Consider the following 15,916-nt stretch of genomic DNA (forward strand, 5'->3'; position numbering starts at 1 on the left):
GCGCTCAGCCCTCGCCGCCGCTCTGCAGCGCCAGGCGGCTGCGCGCCGCGGCGTCTTCCTCGTCGCCCTGCGAGGCCGCGCGCTGCTCGCGCATCGCGGCGAAGTCCTCGAGGCTGACGTCGCCGGTGACATAGCTGCCGTCGAAGCAGCTGGCCTCGAAGCCGGCCAGGCCCGGGTGCAGCGCCGCGACGACGCGCTTCATCGCGTCGACGTCCTGGTAGATCAGCGCGTCGGCGCCGATGTAATGGCGGATCTCCTCGATGCTGCGGCCATGGGCGATCAGCTCCTCGCGGGTCGGCATGTCGATGCCGTAGACATTGGGGAAGCGCACCGGCGGCGCGGCAGACGCCAGGTAGACCTTGCGCGCGCCGGCCTCACGGGCCATCTGCACGATCTCCTTGGACGTGGTGCCGCGCACGATGGAGTCGTCCACCAGCAGCACGTTGCGGTTCTTGAACTCCAGCCCGATGGCGTTGAGCTTCTGCCGCACGCTCTTCTTGCGCGCACCCTGCCCCGGCATGATGAAGGTGCGGCCGACGTAGCGGTTCTTCACGAAGCCCTCGCGGTAGGGCTTGCCGATGCGGTGGGCCAGCTGCATGGCCGACGGGCGGCTGCTCTCCGGGATGGGGATGACGACGTCGATCTCGCTCGGCGGCATCGTCGAGATGACGCGCTGGGCCAGCGTCTCGCCCATGTTCAGGCGGGCCTGGTAGACGGAGATGCCGTCCATCACCGAGTCCGGGCGCGCCAGATAGACGAACTCGAACATGCAGGGGTTGAGCTGCGGGTTGTCGTTGCACTGCTCGGTGTGCAGCTTGCCGGTCATGTCGACGAACAGCGCCTCGCCCGGCGCCACGTCGCGCTCCAGCTGGTGGCCCGTGCCTTCCAGCGCGACGCTCTCGCTGGCGACCATGAAGTCGCCATTGCTCGCGCGGCCGAAGCACAGCGGGCGGATGCCGTAGGGGTCGCGGAAGGCCAGCAGGCCCTGGCCGGCGATCAGCGCGATGACGGCATAGCTGCCCTTGATGCGCTTCTGCACGGCGCGCACGGCGGCGAAGATTTCCTTGGGCGTCAGCGGCAGGTCGCGCGCGGCCAGCTCCAGCTCGTGGGCCAGCACATTGATCAGCACCTCGGTGTCGCTCTCGGTGTTGATGTGGCGGCGGTCGATGTCGAAGAGCTCGTCCTTCAGCGCATGCGCGTTCGTCAGGTTGCCGTTGTGCACGAGGACGATGCCGAACGGCGCGTTCACGTAGAACGGCTGGGCCTCTTCCTCGCTGTAGGCGTTGCCGGCCGTGGGGTAGCGCACCTGGCCCAGGCCGATGTTGCCAGGCAGCGCGCGCATATTGCGGGTGCGGAAGACGTCGCGCACCATGCCGCGGGCCTTGTGCATGAAGCACTTCTGGCCCTGCATCGTGACGATGCCGGCGGCGTCCTGGCCGCGGTGCTGCAGCAGCAGCAGGGCGTCATAGAGGAGCTGGTTGACGGGGGAGGCAGCGAGGGTGCCGACGATGCCGCACATGGCAGGAGTCCTTAGTCAGTCGATGCCGCATCAGATGGGGTCATCGAGCGGGAAATGAAATGGGCAAGCGGTTGGGGCAGCAGCGGCGCGGCGTCGTGCAGCACGCCGGCCAGGACCGGCGCCGCGCGCGAGGCCCGCCAGGTGGCCGACTGGGCCAGCGGCGAGGCGCCGACGACGAGCACCAGCAGCAGCGCGATGAAGACGCCGCGCAGCGCGCCGAAGCCGGCGCCGCCGAGGCGGTCCACGACGGACAACGGCGTGGCGTGGATCAGCGCCTTGACGAGGCGGCTGGCCAGGCTCCAGACGATGAGCACGGCGAAGAAGGCCAGGGCCAGCGCGACGAGGTGGACGGCCGCGGGGCCGAACTGCCCCTCGGGCAGCATCGGCTCGATGACGGGCGCCAGCGGCGCGGCCGCGAAATAGGCCACGACCCAGCCGGCCAGCGACATCACCTCGAAAATCAGGCCACGCCACAGGCCCAGGCCGATCGAGATCAGCAGCAGGGCTGCCAGCGCGAGGTCGACCCAGCTCAGCGTGACGTCCACGTCGCGGCCTTCAGAGCGTCAGGATGGCGCCGGGCAGGCCCGCGCCCTTGAGCTTGGCGGCGGCGCGCTCGGCCTCGTCGCGGCTGGCGAAGGGCCCCAGGCGCACGCGCACGCGGCGGCCGTCGGCCGTGTCCACGGCCTGCGCATAGGTCTTGAGGCCGAGCTTCTCGACCTTCATCCGCACGTCCTGGGCCGTCTTGTTCTCGCCGTAGGCGCCGACCTGCACGATGAAGCGCGCCGCGGCGGCCGGTGCAGAGGCCGTGTCCTTGCCATCCAGCAGGGCCTGGGCACGGGCGCCATCGTTGGCGTGGGCCTTGGGCTTGTCCGCCGGGCGGTCGGCCGGCTTCTCGGCGAGCTTGACCGGCGTGGCTGGCTTGTCGTGCGGCTTGTCGGCCACCGGCTTGTCGGCGGCGGGCGCCTTCTCGACGGGCTTCTCCGCCGTCTTTTCGACCGGCTTGGCCGCGGCGACCGGCGCGCTCGGCGTCTGCGCGACGGGCGCAGGCGCGGGCTTGGACGCCGGCTCGGCCGCCTGCGACAGCGGCTCGCGCGTCGGCACGGTCAGCGGCGGCGCGGTCTCCTTGCGCGGGATGTCGATGGGCAGGTCGACGGGAATCGGCCGCGGCTGGGTCTCGAAGATCAGCGGGAAACCGACGACACCGGCCGCCACCAGCACGGCCGCACCGATGAGACGCCGACGCGCGCGGATGCGCAGCACCTGGACGTCGTCGGCCGCACTGGCCTTGGCGCCGGCCCGGGCCGAAGACTTCTTGGGCGCCGCCGCGGTGGCGGCGTCATCGCGCTTGAGGAAGGAAAACAGGCCCATCGGCGGCGTCTGACGTCAGTGGAGGGTGGGAGGCTTGGGCTCGGCAGCGCCGGCCGTCACGCGGGGCAGGCCCTGCTGGAGCACCCCGCCCACGGTGTAGAAGGAACCAAAGACCAGGATTCTATCGGCCGTGGTCGCCCCGGCCGCCGCGGCATGGAGGGCGTCTAGCGGATTGGCATGGGTGTGCGTCGCCACGTCGGGCGGCGTCTTCAGCCCCGCAGCGAGGAAGGCGGCCTCCAGTTGCGCGGCCGTCGCGGCGCGCGGGATGGGCAGGTCCGTGAAATGCCAGGCGTCCACGAGCGGCGCGACCTTGGCCAGGATGCCGGCCAGGTCCTTGTCCGCCATCGCGCCGAAGACGGCATGGGTGCGCGGGAAGAAGCCCATCTGGTCGAGGTTCTGCGCCAGCGCGGCGACCGCGTGGGGGTTGTGGGCCACGTCCAGCACGACGGCCGGCTGACCGGCCAGCACCTGGAAGCGCCCGGGCAGCTCGACCAGGGCCAGGCCGGTGCGCACGGCCTGGGCGCTGATGGGCAGGCGGTCGGCCAGGGCCTCGAAGGCGGCCAGCACGCCGGAGGCATTCAGCAGCTGGTTCACGCCGCGCAGCGCCGGGTAGGCCAGGCCCGAGAAGCGCTTGCCGCGGCCGGCCCACTGCCATTGCGTGCGGTCGCCGCTGAACGTGAAGTCGCGGCCGAGCTGGCGCAGGTCGGCGGCTATCTCCAGCGCCCGCTCGGCCAGCGAGGCAGGCGGCATCGGGTCGCTGACGACGACCGGCCGGCCGGTGCGCATGATGCCGGCCTTCTCGCGGCCCACGCTCTCGCGGTCGGAGCCGAGGAATTCGGTGTGGTCGAGGTCGATGCTGGTGATGACGGCGCAGTCGCCGTCGATGACGTTGACCGCGTCCAGCCGTCCGCCCAGGCCGACTTCGAGGATGACGAGGTCCAGCGGCTCGTGCTGCAGCCGGCGCATGATGGCCAGCGTCGTGAACTCGAAATAGGTCAGCGTGATGTCGCCGCGCGCGGCCTCGACGGCCTCGAAATGCGGTTCCAGCGACTCGGCCGCCACCGGCGCACCGCCCACGCGGCAGCGCTCCTGGAAATGCACGAGATGGGGCTTGATGTAGAGGCCCACGCGGTAGCCGGCATGCAGCGCGATGGACTCCAGCATCGCGCAGGTCGAGCCCTTGCCGTTGGTGCCGGCGACGACGATGGCCGGGCAGTCGAAGGCGATGCCGAGCTTCTCCTTCACCGCCCTGACGCGATCCAGCGTCATGTCGATGGTCTTGGGGTGCAGGCGCTCGCAGTGGGCGAGCCAGTCTTCAAGCGTCATGGCGGATCACTGAAAAACAAAAGCCAGGCTCGGGGCCTGGCTTGGAACTATCGCGACGAGGTTCAGGCCACCGCGTCGGCGCTCTGGCGCTGCAGCATCGCGAGCTGGCGGGCGATGGTCTCGCGCAGCTGGCGGCGGTCCACGATCATGTCGACGGCGCCCTTCTCCATCAGGAACTCGGCGCGCTGGAAGCCCGGGGGCAGCTTCTCGCGCACGGTGTTCTCGATGACGCGCGGGCCGGCAAAGCCGATCAGCGCTTTGGGCTCGGCCAGCACGATGTCGCCGACGAAGGCGAACGAGGCCGACACGCCGCCCATCGTCGGGTCGGTCAGCACGCTGATGTAGGGCAGCTTGGCCTTGGCCAGGCGCGTCAGCGACGCGTTGGTCTTGGCCATCTGCATCAGGCTCAGCAGGCCCTCCTGCATCCGCGCGCCGCCGGTGGCGGTGAAGCAGATGAAGGGCGTCTTCTGCTCGATGGCCGTCTCGACGCCGCGCACGAAGCGCTCGCCGACGACGGAGCCCATGGAGCCGCCCATGAAGTCGAACTCGAAGCAGGCCGCGACGACGGGCACGCTCATGACGGCGCCGCCGATGACGACCAGCGCATCGGTCTCGCCGGTGTTCTCCAGCGCTTCCTTCAGGCGGTCGGGATACTTCTTGCTGTCCTTGAACTTCAGCGCGTCGACCGGCAGCACCTCCTGGCCGATCTCGTAGCGGCCCTCGCCGTCGAGGAAGGCGTCCAGACGGGCACGCGCGCCGATGCGGTGGTGGAAGCTGCACTTGGGGCAGACATTGATGTTCTGCTCCAGGTCGGTCTTGTAGAGCACCGTCTCGCAGCTCGGGCACTTGATCCACAGGCCTTCGGGCACCGTGCGGCGGTCGGCCGGGTCGCCTTGCTGGATCTTGGGCGGGAGCAGTTTGTCGAGCCAACTCATGTCTCAGTCCTTGTCGAGTGCGGCGCGGATTTCACGGATGAAGGCCGCGCCAGTCAAGGCGACATTATCGGCCGGCTGGCGCTCCAGCAATTCGACCAGCCTGGAGCCGATGACGACGGCGTCGGAAACATCGGCAACCGCCCGCGCCGTGGCACCATCGCGGATGCCGAAGCCCACGCCCACCGGCGTGCTGACATGGCGGCGGATGCGCGGCACGGCCTCGGCGACGGCGGCGGTGTTCAGGTGGCCGGCGCCGGTCACGCCCTTCAGCGACACGTAGTAGACATAACCGCTGGCGAGCTGGCCGACCTGGGCCATGCGCGCCTCGGTGGACGTGGGCGCGAGCAGGAAGATCGCGTCCATGTTCGCGGCCCGCAGCCTGGCGGCGAATTCGGCGCACTCCTCGGGCGGGTAGTCGACGATGAGGACGCCGTCGACGCCCGCCGCGCTCGCATCGGCCACGAAGGCCTCCAGGCCGTAATGCTCGACCGGGTTGGCATAGCCCATCAGCACCAGCGGCGTGGCGTCGTTGCGGGCGCGGAACTCGCGCACATAGGCCAGCACCTTGCGCAGGCCGATGCCGTGCTTCAGCGCCCGTTCGCCCGCACGCTGGATGACGGGGCCGTCGGCCATGGGGTCGGAGAAAGGCACGCCCAGCTCGATGACGTCCGCGCCGGCCTCGGCCATGGCCAGCAGCAGGTCGACGGTCGCGCTGGGGTGCGGATCACCAGCGGTGACGAAGGGGATCAGGGCCTTGCGGCCATCAGCCTTGAGCCGGCCGAAGGTGGTCTTGATGCGGCTCATTGCTTCACCTTTTCACCGGCTTGCGACGGACGATCGAAATAGGCGGCGCCGGACAGGTCGGCGACGGTGCCGATGTCCTTGTCGCCGCGGCCGGAGAGGTTCACGAGCAGCACCTTGTCCTTCCCCAGCGTCGGCGCGAGCTTGATCGCATGCGCGACGGCATGGCTGGATTCCAGCGCCGGGATGATGCCTTCCGTGCGGCACAGCCGGTGGAAGGCCGCCAGCGCCTCGGCATCGGTGATGCCGACGTATTCGGCGCGGCCGATGTCCTTCAGGTGGGCATGCTCGGGGCCGACGCCGGGGTAGTCCAGGCCGGCGGAGATCGAGTGCGTCTCGATGATCTGGCCATCCTCGTCCTGCAGCAGATAGGTGCGGTTGCCGTGCAGCACGCCGGGGCTGCCGGCCGTCAGCGTCGCGGCATGCTTGCCGCTGGCCACGCCCTGCCCTTCGGCCTCGACGCCGATCAGCCGAACGCCCTCGTGAGGGATGTAGGGATGGAAGATGCCGATGGCATTGCTGCCGCCGCCGACGCAGGCGATGACGGCGTCCGGCTGGCGGCCGGCCAGCTCGGGCATCTGCTCCAGGCACTCCAGGCCGATGATGCGCTGGAAGTCGCGCACCATCATCGGGTAGGGATGCGGGCCGGCCACGGTGCCGATGATGTAGAAGGTGTTCTCGACGTTGGTGACCCAGTCGCGCATCGCCTCGTTGAGCGCGTCCTTCAGCGTCCTGCTGCCGCTCTCCACCGGCACGACGGTCGCGCCGAGCAGCTTCATGCGGTAGACATTGGGCGACTGGCGCTTCACGTCTTCGCTGCCCATGTAGACGACGCACTCCAGGCCGTAGCGCGCGCAGATCGTGGCCGTCGCCACGCCATGCTGGCCGGCGCCGGTCTCGGCGATGACACGCGGCTTGCCCATGCGCTTGGCCAGCAAGGCCTGGCCGATGACGTTGTTGATCTTGTGCGCGCCGGTGTGGTTGAGATCCTCACGCTTCAGGTAGATCTGCGCGCCGCCCAGCTCCCGGCTCAAGCGCTCGGCGTGGTAGATCGGGCTGGGCCGTCCGACGAAGTGCTTGAGCTCCTTCTGGAACTCGGCGATGAACTCGGGATCGTTGCGGTAGTGGGCGTAGGCGTCCTTGAGCTGGTCGAGCGCATGGACAAGGGTCTCGGACACGAAGCTGCCGCCATAGGTCGGCGTGCCCGCATGGCGGAAATGCCCGGTCGCATCGGGCTGGTCGTAGGGGAACATGGTCTTTCCTAGCAGGTCGGTTCGGCATCGACGCGGCGTACCGCGCGGCAGAACTCGTGGATCAGGTCGGCGCTCTTGAGCCCAAAGGCCACCTCGACGCCGGAACTCACATCAACGGCCCAAGGCCGCATCCGGGCGATGCCATCGGCTACGTTGGCAGCACTCAACCCACCAGACAAAACGAGGCGAGAGCTGACGCTTGGAGGAACGAGTGACCAATCGAAGACCTTGCCGCCGCCGCCATAGCCGTCGACATGGGCGTCGAGCAGGATGGCCTGGGCGCTGGAAAAACGAGAGCCGAAGTCTACCAAGTCGAAACCCGGCGCCATGCGGGCGGCGCGCAGATAGGGCCGCCTCACGCGCTCGCAGTCGGCCGGCGTTTCGTCGCCATGGAATTGCATCAGCATATTGGGCAATGCCTCCAGGCCGGCCTGCAACTCCGCGTCACTCGCGTTGACGAACAGGCCGACCGGCATTACGAAGGGCGGCAGCAGGCGCGCCAGCGCCTTCGCCCGCTCCGGCGTCACGGCGCGCGGGCTTTTCGCGTAGAAGACGAAGCCGATGGCGTCGGCACCGGCTTCGACGGCGGCCTCGACGTCGGCCTCGCGCGTCAGGCCGCAGATCTTGATTCGAGTCATGGGAGCCAATCGAGGGCGGCGACATGCCGCGGGATGTCCAGTTCGGCATCGTAGGTCGGGCCGAGGAAGTAGAGGCCGTCGGGGGCAAAGGTCGGCGCGGCCACCTTGCGGTCGCGTGCGGCCAGCACCTCGGACACCCAGTCCGCCGACCGCGTGCCGCTGCCGACGGCGAGGATGCAGCCCATCAGGTTGCGCACCATGTGATGCAGGAAGGCGCTGGCCTCGAACTCGAAGCGCCAATAGACGCCGCGGCGCTGCACGGTGATCTCGCGCAGCGTCTTGATGGGCGACGCGGCCTGGCATTCCGACGAGCGGAAGGACGAGAAGTCGTGCTCGCCGATCAGGCGCCCGGCCGCGGCCTCGAGCGCCGCCTGGTCGAGCGGGCGGAAGATCCAGCCGCATTGGCCGGACTCGATGGCCGGCCGCACCGCTGACTCCAGCAGCAGATAGGCATAACGCCGGCCTCGTGCGGAGTTGCGCGCATGGAAGGCGTCGCCGGGAAAGCGGCACCACTGGATCGCGATGTCGGGCGGCAGGTAGCGGTTGCTGCCGCGCACCCAGGAGAAAGGCTCGCGGTCGACCTCGGTGTCGAAATGGACGACCTGGTTGATGCCGTGCACACCGGCGTCGGTGCGGCCGGCGCAGATCGTGCGGATGGGCTGGGCGGCAAAGGCCGACAGGCCTTTTTCGAGGGCGTCCTGCACGGTGCGGCCGTCGGGCTGGCTCTGCCAGCCGTTGTAGCCGCCGCCGCGGTAGCTGACTCCAAGTGCGACTCTCATGGGCTCCCAGGTAATCAGGCCGGCTTGCACGGTTAACGTGCAAGTCGCCAACGAAAACGCCCGGCCAGGGCCGGGCGTCGAAGTATCGCGGCAGCGCTCTACCGCAGCTCGTTCAGCATCGCCTGCGCCTTGTCGCGCAGCGGGCCGCTGGCGCGCTGGATCAGCTCCTGCAGCACCTCGCGGGCGCCTTCGGTGTCGCCGATCTGGCGGAACTCGTCAGCCAGCTCAAGCTGGCGCAGCAGGGGGTCGCCATCGTCGTCGCCCAACGCACTCAACGCCTCGGACAGGTGGTCGGGGTGAGCCTCGCCGGGCCGGGTCGACTCGCCGAGGTCGAAGTCCAGGTCCGTGGACGCCGCGGCGGGCGCCGACGCAGGGCTGGGGGACAGGCCGCCCATGCCGCTGAGGTCGAAGTTCAGGTCGGGTGCAGGCGGTGCAGTGCGCGTGCCGCGACTGGAGATGTCGAAGTCCATCGTCATCGGCGCCTGCTCGACCGAAGCCGGCATGGCCTGGGTCGCGGCCATCGCGCTCGGCGAGACGGGCTCGGGCGCATCGAGGTCCAGGTCCAGCGCGAGATCGAAGCCGCTGACCGGGCCGGTATCGGGGCCGCTGCCGCGGTTCACCGCGTCCGTCGCCACGTGGGCCACATTCGGGACGCTGGGCAGGGCCGTCTGCGGCAGCGTGCTGGCGTTCATCGGCTCGGGACGCAGCTCGGGGCCGTTCTCGGCATGGGCCGGCGCGCCGCCGGGCTGGTAGAGCGGGTTGTCCGGATCGATGCCGCGGCCCAGCTCCTGGGCCTTGGCCCAGTCCTCGCCCTCGCCCTTGGTCTCGGCATAGAGCTGCACGGCCAGTTGCTCGAAGCCCTTGGTGTCGCGGCGCTTGGCGTAGACCTCGAGCAGCTTCAGGCGGATGGCCAGGCGCGTCGGATTGGCGCGCAGGGCTTCCTTCAGGATTTCCTCGGCCTGCAGGTCGCGGCCATAGGCCAGGTAGACGTCGGCCTCCGCGACCGGATCCACGTCGCCAATGGCGTCGAGCTGGCTCAGCGAATAGCTCATCGACGACTGGCCGCTGTTCTGCGCATCGCGCGTGTCGACGCGCTGGCCGCCGGTGCCGCCGAAGAAGGAATCCGGCTGCAGGCGGCTTTCGTGGAAGCCGGTCTCGGCCGCATGGGCCGGGCGGCGCGAGCGCAGGCGGTACAGGCCCAGCCCGCCGAGCACGGCGACGAGCACACCGGCCAGCGGCAGCACGATGGGGCTGTCGAGCAGCTGCTCGATGAAGCCCCGCGGCTCGGGTGCCGGCGGCGGCGCAAGCGGCGCGCTGGCGCGCGCCATCGGCTTGGCGGCCGCAGCGCTCGCCGCCACCGCGGGAGCAGGCGTCGATGCCGCTTCGACGGCGGCCGCCACCGGTGCCGGCAGCGCGGGCGCCGCGGGCGCGGACGAAGCCCCGGCGGCACCGGGCTTGGCGGCGCTGGAGAGCTGCTTCAGCTCTTCGACGTTGCGGGTCAGCTCGGCAACGCGCGCCGCGGCATCCTTCTTCTCGGCGTCCTTGGACAGCTTGGTCTCGGCGGCGCTGGCGGCGGCGGCCTTGCTGAGCGTCAGCTTGTCCGGCGTCGACGCGGCGGCCGGCTTGCGGTCCTCGACGGCGGCCTGCACCTTGCCCTTGGACTGGCGCTCGCTCTCGGTGTTCTGCAGCGTCGGCGCGGCGGACGCGAGGCGCTGGCGGTAGGCGGAGAAGTCGGCGCTCTGGGCCAGGATGATGCGGCGCGCCTCGGGCGCCGGAACGCTCGCCAGCGCGTCGCTGGACGGCACCTGCAACACGGCGCCCGACTTCAGCAGGTTCATGTTGCCGTCGATGAAGGCGTCCGGGTTGTTGCGGAACAGGCCGACCAGCATCTGGTCCAGCGAGATGCCGCTGACCTGGGTGTGCGAGGCCACCCTGGACAGCGAGTCGCCCGGGCGCACCGTGTACTCGGAGGCGGCGGTGACGGGCGGGCGCGTCTGCACCTGGGCCGGCGCAGGCAGGCGCGCCACGGCCGGCGCGGCGGCCGATGCGGCGCCGTTGCGCGGCAGGGTCGCGGTGACCGCGGGGGCCGGTGCCGGCACGGCCTCGGTGGAGGCCGCCTGGGCCGGCGCCGCGGCGATGGCCGGCGGCGCGGTGACGACGGGCGCGGGCTTGGGCAGGCTCGGCGGGTCGAACAGCAGCGTGTATTCGCGCACCAGCCGGCCGCTGGACCAGGTCAGCTCCAGGATGACGTCGACGAAGGGCTCCTGCACGGCGCGGTCGCTGACGACGCGCAGCACGGTGCGGCCGTCGCGCCGCGTGACCTGGACCTGGGTCGAGGTCAGCACCGGGTTGTAGTCGACGCCCGTCGCGCGGTAGGACTCCGGCGGCGCGACGCGCACCTTCAGCGTGGCGGCCTCCTCGGCCGTCAGGCTGGAGACGTCGATCTCGGCGCGCATGGTTTCGCCCAGCGCCGACTGCACGTTCAGCTTGCCCAGGCCCAGGGCCTGCGCGCCGCTGCCTGCGACGAGAAGGGCAGCGGCGAGCGCCAGATGGTGACGGACAAAGCCCGTGGGGCGGATTCCCTCGGATGCGTCGCGGGTGTGGTCTTTCAAGGCATTCCCCAAAGCAACAAGGCGGGGCAATGGGCCCCGCCTGTCTCGATCTTCAGCACGCGCTGCACGAACCTGGTCTGCACGGTATGGCCTGCGTCGAGTCGCGAATCAAAAACACAACGGCATCAAGCATATACGCGGAAATGCTCAAGAGGTACCTGATGTGTCGCTTCGTTTCAATATCGACGCCCGGGTGAACCCTATGTTTCGAGGTAAGCGCGTGTAAGCGCGGTCAGCGCTCCAACAGAATGCGCAACATGCGGCGCAGCGGCTCGGCCGCGCCCCACAGCAACTGGTCGCCGACCGTGAACGCGCCGACGTACTCGGGGCCCATGGCCAGCTTGCGCAGGCGGCCGACGGGAATGGTCATCGTGCCGGTGACGGCCACGGGAGTCAGATGCTTGAGCGTGTCCTCGCGCGTGTTGGGCACGTACTGCACCCACTCGTTGTCGGCGCGGATCATGGCCTCGATGTCGGCCAGCGGCACGTCCTTCTTCAGCTTGAAGGTCAGCGCCTGACTGTGGCAGCGCATCGCGCCGACGCGCACGCAGAAGCCGTCGACGGGGATGGCCTGAGCCGATCCATTGCCGAGGATCTTGTTGGTTTCGGCCATGCCCTTCCATTCCTCCTTGGACTGGCCGTTGCCCAGGTCGCGGTCGATCCACGGGATCAGCGAGCCGCCCAGCGGCACGCCGAAGTTGGCCGTCTCTTCAGCCGACAGCGAACGCTGCTTGGCGATGACCTGGCGGTCGATCTCGAGGATGGCGCTCTTGGGGTCGTCCAGCAGCGACTTGACCGAGGCGTTCAGCGTGCCGTATTGCGTCAGCAGCTCGCGCATGTGCTGCGCGCCGCCGCCGGAAGCGGCCTGGTAGGTCTGCGTGGACATCCACTCGACGAGGCCGGCCTTGTAGAGGGCGCCCACGCCCATCAGCATGCAGCTGACGGTGCAGTTGCCGCCGATCCAGTTCCTGCCGCCGCTGCCCAGCGCCTTGTCGATGACGGGGCGGTTGACGGGGTCGAGGATGATGACGGCGTCATCGGCCATGCGCAGCGTCGAGGCCGCGTCGATCCAGTGGCCGGCCCAGCCCGCGGCGCGCAGCTTGGGGAAGACCTCGGTCGTGTAGTCGCCGCCCTGGGCGGTGATGATGATGTCGCAGCGCTTGAGCTGTTCGATGTCGAAGGCGTTCTGCAGCGTCTTCTCGTTCTTCGCCTGGGCCGGGGCGGCGCCGCCGGCGTTGGAGGTCGAGAAGAACAGCGGCTCGATCAGGTCGAAATCGCGCTCGGCGGTCATGCGCTCCATGAGCACCGAGCCCACCATGCCGCGCCAGCCTACGAGGCCTACCAGGGTCGTCATCTCATCAGTCCTTTCGTCTTTAGCTCACCAAACCCTTCTCACTTTGGGCCCCGGCTCGTTCGCCGGGTCTGGAGGGGGCGAGACGAGACGGAGCGGTCAGCTCTTGATGGTTTTGGTGGTCGTGATGGCTTTGACGACGGCGTCGCCCATCTCGACGGTCGAAACCTTCGAGGTGCCTTCACTCCAGATGTCGGCGGTGCGCAAGCCCTCGGCCAGCACCGATTGCACCGCGGCTTCGATACGCGCGGCGGCTTCGGGCAGGTTGAGGGAGAACTTGAGCATCATGGCAGCGGACAGGATTGTAGCCAGAGGGTTGGCAATCCCCTTCCCTGCGATGTCCGGCGCGCTGCCGTGGCTGGGCTCGTAGAGGCCCTTGTTGTTCGCATCCAGCGACGCCGACGGCAGCATGCCGATGGAGCCGGTCAGCATCGCGGCCTCGTCGGACAGGATGTCGCCGAACATGTTGCCGGTCACGACGACGTCGAACTTCTTCGGCGCCTTGACGAGCTGCATGGCCGCGTTGTCCACGTACATGTGGTCCAGCTCGACGTCCGGGTAGCTCGCGTGGACCTCGGTGACGACGTCCTTCCAGAGCTGCGAGGTCTCCAGCACATTGGCCTTGTCGACGCTGGTCAGACGCTTGTTGCGCTTGCGTGCGGCCTGGAAGGCGACGTGGGTGATGCGTTCGATCTCGGGGCGCGAGTAGCGCATGGTGTCGAAGGCTTCATCGGCACCGGGGAAATGGCCGTCCACCGCCGTGCGGCGGCCGCGCGGCTGACCGAAATAGATGTCGCCGGTGAGTTCCCGAATGATCAGGATGTCCAAACCCGCGACCAGCTCCGGCTTCAACGACGAGGCATGCGTGAGCTGCTCGTAGCAGATGGCCGGCCGGAGGTTTGCAAACAGGCCCAGGGCCTTGCGCAGGCCGAGGATGGCCTGTTCAGGCCGCAGCGAACGCTCGAGCTTGTCGTACTTCCAGTCGCCCACGGCGCCGAACAGCACCGCGTCGGCTTCCTGCGCCAGCTTCAGCGTGGCCGGCGGCAGCGGGTGGCCGCTGGTCTCGTAGGCTTTGCCGCCCACGTCGGCCCATTCGAGCGTCAGCGGCAGGTCCAGTGCGTTCAGCACCTTGACCGCCTCGGCCATGATCTCGGGGCCGATGCCGTCGCCTGGCAATACTGCAATCTTCTTCATCAAATCACTCGGTTGTTCAGCCAGGGTTTGGCGGCGATGCGCGCCGCCTCGAAGGCACGGATCTTGTCGGCATGCTGCAGCGTCAGGCCGATCTCATCGAGACCGCCGAGCAGGCACTCCTTGCGGAAAGGCTCGATGTCGAACGGGATCTCGGCGCCATCGGGCTTGACGACGACCTGGCGCGGCAGATCGACGACGAGTTGGTAACCCGGGAAGGCCTTCACCTCATCGAACAGCTGGCTCATCGCCGACTCGGGCATGACGATGGGCAGCAGCCCGTTCTTGAAGCAGTTGTTGAAGAAGATGTCGGCAAAGCTCGGCGCCAGGATGGCGCGGAAGCCGTACTGCTGCAGCGCCCAGGGCGCGTGCTCGCGGCTGGAGCCGCAGCCGAAGTTCTGGCGCGCGATCAGGATGCTGGCGCTGGCATAGCGCGGCTGGTTCAGCACGAAGTCGGGGTTGGGCCGGCGGCTGGCCGGGTCCTGGCCGGGCTCGCCGTGGTCAAGGTAGCGCCATTCATCAAACAGGTTAGGGCCAAAGCCCGTGCGCTTGATCGACTTCAGGAACTGCTTCGGGATGATCGCGTCGGTGTCGACGTTCTCGCGGTCCATGGGCGCGACCAGGCCCTTGTGGAGGGTGAACTTGTCCATGCTCAGCTCAGCGTGCGAACGTCAACGAAATGGCCGGTCATCGCGGCCGCAGCAGCCATGGCCGGGCTGACCAAGTGAGTGCGCCCACCGGCGCCCTGGCGGCCTTCGAAATTGCGGTTGCTCGTGGAGGCGCAACGCTCGCCCGGCTCCAGCCGGTCGGCGTTCATCGCGAGGCACATCGAGCAGCCCGGCTCGCGCCATTCGAAGCCGGCGGCCTTGAAGACCTGGTCCAGGCCTTCGGCTTCGGCCTGCGCCTTCACAAGGCCCGAGCCCGGCACAACCAGGGCCAGCTTGATGTTCCGGGCCACACGTCCGCCCACGCGACGCACGACGGCCGCGGCCTCGCGCATGTCCTCGATGCGGCTGTTGGTGCAGGAGCCGATGAATACCTTGTCGACGTGGATGTCGCTGATGGCCTTGTTGGGCTCCAGCGCCATATAGGTCAGCGCGCGCTCGATGGCGCCGCGCTTGACGGCGTCGCGCTCCTTGTCGGGGTCGGGTACGCGGTCGTCGATGGACAGCACCATCTCGGGCGAGGTGCCCCAGGTAACCTGCGGGCGGATCTGCGCGGCATCGATCTCGACGACCTTGTCGAAGTGGGCGCCGGGGTCGGAGTGCAGCGTGCGCCAGTAGGCGACGGCCTGGTCCCATTCCACGCCCTGCGGCGAGAAGGGGCGGCCCTGCACGTAGTTGATCGTCGTGTCGTCCACGGCGATCAGGCCGGCGCGTGCGCCCGCCTCGATGGCCATGTTGCAGACCGTCATGCGGCCTTCCATGCTCAGCGCGCGGATGGCCGAGCCGGCGAACTCGATGGTGTAGCCGGTGCCGCCGGCCGTGCCGATGCGGCCGATGATGGCCAGCACGATGTCCTTGGCGCCGACGCCCTTGGCGCATTGGCCTTCGACCTTGACGAGCAGGTTCCTGGCCTTCTTGGCCGACAGCGTCTGCGTGGCCAGCACATGCTCGACCTCGCTGGTGCCGATGCCGTGGGCCAGCGCGCCGAAGGCACCGTGCGTGGACGTGTGGCTGTCGCCGCAGACGACGGTCATGCCGGGCAGCGTGGCGCCCTGCTCCGGGCCGATGACATGCACGATGCCCTGGCGCTTGTCGTTCATCTTGAACTGCGTGATGCCGACGCGGTCGCAGTTGGCGTCCAGCGTGTCGACCTGCAGCTTCGAGACCGGGTCGGCGATGCCGTGGGAGCGGTCGGTCGTCGGCACGTTGTGGTCGCTGACGGCCAGGTTGGCGGACAGGCGCCAGACCTTGCGGCCCGCCAGGTCCAGGCCTTCGAAGGCCTGCGGGCTGGTCACCTCGTGCACGAGGTGGCGGTCGATGTAGAGCAGTGCCGTGCCATCCGGTTCGGAGTGCACGACATGCTCGTCCCAGAGCTTGTCGTAAAGGGTACGGGAGGTCGTCATGTCTGCCCCTCGTCTGGCGAGTGCACCAGCCGATCCCCCGAGGGGATACGGGCCGGCTTGGGAGCGGCCCGGCGC

14 protein-coding genes are annotated in these 15,916 nt (G+C 69.1%); all 14 read right to left on the reverse strand.

Annotated features, from left to right (window positions below; all coding sequences use genetic code 11):
- Window positions 1–4: 4 nt before the first annotated feature.
- The gene (purF, locus tag NYP07_RS18885) at window positions 5–1,519 is read right to left on the reverse strand and encodes an amidophosphoribosyltransferase (RefSeq protein ID WP_268153243.1); all 1,515 of its coding nucleotides are present in this window, start codon (window positions 1,517–1,519) and stop codon (window positions 5–7) included.
- A gap of 11 nt (window positions 1,520–1,530) precedes the next feature.
- Window positions 1,531–2,064 (reverse strand): CvpA family protein, encoded by a 534-nt coding sequence (locus NYP07_RS18890; RefSeq protein ID WP_268153245.1) that lies wholly within the window; start codon window positions 2,062–2,064, stop codon window positions 1,531–1,533.
- Between the two features lie 10 nt (window positions 2,065–2,074).
- A complete protein-coding gene (locus NYP07_RS18895) occupies window positions 2,075–2,887 on the reverse strand; it encodes an SPOR domain-containing protein (RefSeq protein WP_268153247.1) in 813 nt (270 codons plus the stop codon).
- 15 nt (window positions 2,888–2,902) lie between these two features.
- Entirely contained in the window at window positions 2,903–4,213 is a 1,311-nt protein-coding gene (folC, locus tag NYP07_RS18900; protein WP_268153249.1) for a bifunctional tetrahydrofolate synthase/dihydrofolate synthase, read from the reverse strand.
- 62 nt (window positions 4,214–4,275) lie between these two features.
- The gene (accD, locus tag NYP07_RS18905) at window positions 4,276–5,148 is read right to left on the reverse strand and encodes an acetyl-CoA carboxylase, carboxyltransferase subunit beta (RefSeq protein ID WP_268153251.1); all 873 of its coding nucleotides are present in this window, start codon (window positions 5,146–5,148) and stop codon (window positions 4,276–4,278) included.
- 3 nt (window positions 5,149–5,151) lie between these two features.
- Window positions 5,152–5,952, reverse strand: a complete 801-nt coding sequence (gene trpA, locus NYP07_RS18910) for a tryptophan synthase subunit alpha (RefSeq protein ID WP_268153253.1) — start codon at window positions 5,950–5,952, stop codon at window positions 5,152–5,154.
- A complete protein-coding gene (gene trpB, locus NYP07_RS18915; protein ID WP_268153255.1) occupies window positions 5,949–7,202 on the reverse strand; it encodes a tryptophan synthase subunit beta in 1,254 nt (417 codons plus the stop codon). The genes trpA and trpB overlap by 4 nt, the downstream gene beginning before the upstream one ends.
- A gap of 8 nt (window positions 7,203–7,210) precedes the next feature.
- A complete protein-coding gene (locus NYP07_RS18920) occupies window positions 7,211–7,840 on the reverse strand; it encodes a phosphoribosylanthranilate isomerase (protein ID WP_268153257.1) in 630 nt (209 codons plus the stop codon).
- Complete coding sequence (gene truA, locus NYP07_RS18925) at window positions 7,837–8,619, reverse strand: tRNA pseudouridine(38-40) synthase TruA (protein WP_268153259.1); 783 nt, start codon at window positions 8,617–8,619, stop codon at window positions 7,837–7,839. The genes NYP07_RS18920 and truA overlap by 4 nt, the downstream gene beginning before the upstream one ends.
- 98 nt (window positions 8,620–8,717) lie before the next feature.
- Window positions 8,718–11,231, reverse strand: a complete 2,514-nt coding sequence (locus NYP07_RS18930) for a motility hub landmark protein FimV (RefSeq protein WP_268153261.1) — start codon at window positions 11,229–11,231, stop codon at window positions 8,718–8,720.
- Between the two features lie 232 nt (window positions 11,232–11,463).
- Window positions 11,464–12,585: an aspartate-semialdehyde dehydrogenase gene (asd, locus tag NYP07_RS18935; protein ID WP_268153263.1), complete on the reverse strand. Its 1,122-nt coding sequence runs from the start codon at window positions 12,583–12,585 to the stop codon at window positions 11,464–11,466.
- Between the two features lie 96 nt (window positions 12,586–12,681).
- Window positions 12,682–13,776: a 3-isopropylmalate dehydrogenase gene (leuB, locus tag NYP07_RS18940; protein WP_268153265.1), complete on the reverse strand. Its 1,095-nt coding sequence runs from the start codon at window positions 13,774–13,776 to the stop codon at window positions 12,682–12,684.
- Window positions 13,776–14,423: a 3-isopropylmalate dehydratase small subunit gene (gene leuD, locus NYP07_RS18945; RefSeq protein WP_268153267.1), complete on the reverse strand. Its 648-nt coding sequence runs from the start codon at window positions 14,421–14,423 to the stop codon at window positions 13,776–13,778. The genes leuB and leuD overlap by 1 nt, the downstream gene beginning before the upstream one ends.
- Before the next feature lie 2 nt (window positions 14,424–14,425).
- Complete coding sequence (leuC, locus tag NYP07_RS18950; protein WP_268153269.1) at window positions 14,426–15,841, reverse strand: 3-isopropylmalate dehydratase large subunit; 1,416 nt, start codon at window positions 15,839–15,841, stop codon at window positions 14,426–14,428.
- Window positions 15,842–15,916 lie beyond the last annotated feature (75 nt).

This window comes from Pelomonas aquatica (assembly GCF_026712205.1).
Taxonomy (GTDB): domain Bacteria; phylum Pseudomonadota; class Gammaproteobacteria; order Burkholderiales; family Burkholderiaceae_C; genus Pelomonas; species Pelomonas aquatica.

What these genes read in the sequence shown, in the direction of transcription:
- leuC (WP_268153269.1), bottom strand. Translation starts at nt 15,841, where the DNA reads ATGACGACCTCCCGTACCCTTTACGACAAGCTCTGGGACGAGCATGTC.
- folC (WP_268153249.1), bottom strand. Translation starts at nt 4,213, where the DNA reads ATGACGCTTGAAGACTGGCTCGCCCACTGCGAGCGCCTGCACCCCAAG.
- purF (WP_268153243.1), bottom strand. Translation starts at nt 1,519, where the DNA reads ATGTGCGGCATCGTCGGCACCCTCGCTGCCTCCCCCGTCAACCAGCTC.
- NYP07_RS18895 (WP_268153247.1), bottom strand. Translation starts at nt 2,887, where the DNA reads ATGGGCCTGTTTTCCTTCCTCAAGCGCGATGACGCCGCCACCGCGGCG.
- NYP07_RS18920 (WP_268153257.1), bottom strand. Translation starts at nt 7,840, where the DNA reads ATGACTCGAATCAAGATCTGCGGCCTGACGCGCGAGGCCGACGTCGAG.
- truA (WP_268153259.1), bottom strand. Translation starts at nt 8,619, where the DNA reads ATGAGAGTCGCACTTGGAGTCAGCTACCGCGGCGGCGGCTACAACGGC.
- asd (WP_268153263.1), bottom strand. Translation starts at nt 12,585, where the DNA reads ATGACGACCCTGGTAGGCCTCGTAGGCTGGCGCGGCATGGTGGGCTCG.
- accD (WP_268153251.1), bottom strand. Translation starts at nt 5,148, where the DNA reads ATGAGTTGGCTCGACAAACTGCTCCCGCCCAAGATCCAGCAAGGCGAC.
- trpA (WP_268153253.1), bottom strand. Translation starts at nt 5,952, where the DNA reads ATGAGCCGCATCAAGACCACCTTCGGCCGGCTCAAGGCTGATGGCCGC.
- trpB (WP_268153255.1), bottom strand. Translation starts at nt 7,202, where the DNA reads ATGTTCCCCTACGACCAGCCCGATGCGACCGGGCATTTCCGCCATGCG.
- leuB (WP_268153265.1), bottom strand. Translation starts at nt 13,776, where the DNA reads ATGAAGAAGATTGCAGTATTGCCAGGCGACGGCATCGGCCCCGAGATC.
- leuD (WP_268153267.1), bottom strand. Translation starts at nt 14,423, where the DNA reads ATGGACAAGTTCACCCTCCACAAGGGCCTGGTCGCGCCCATGGACCGC.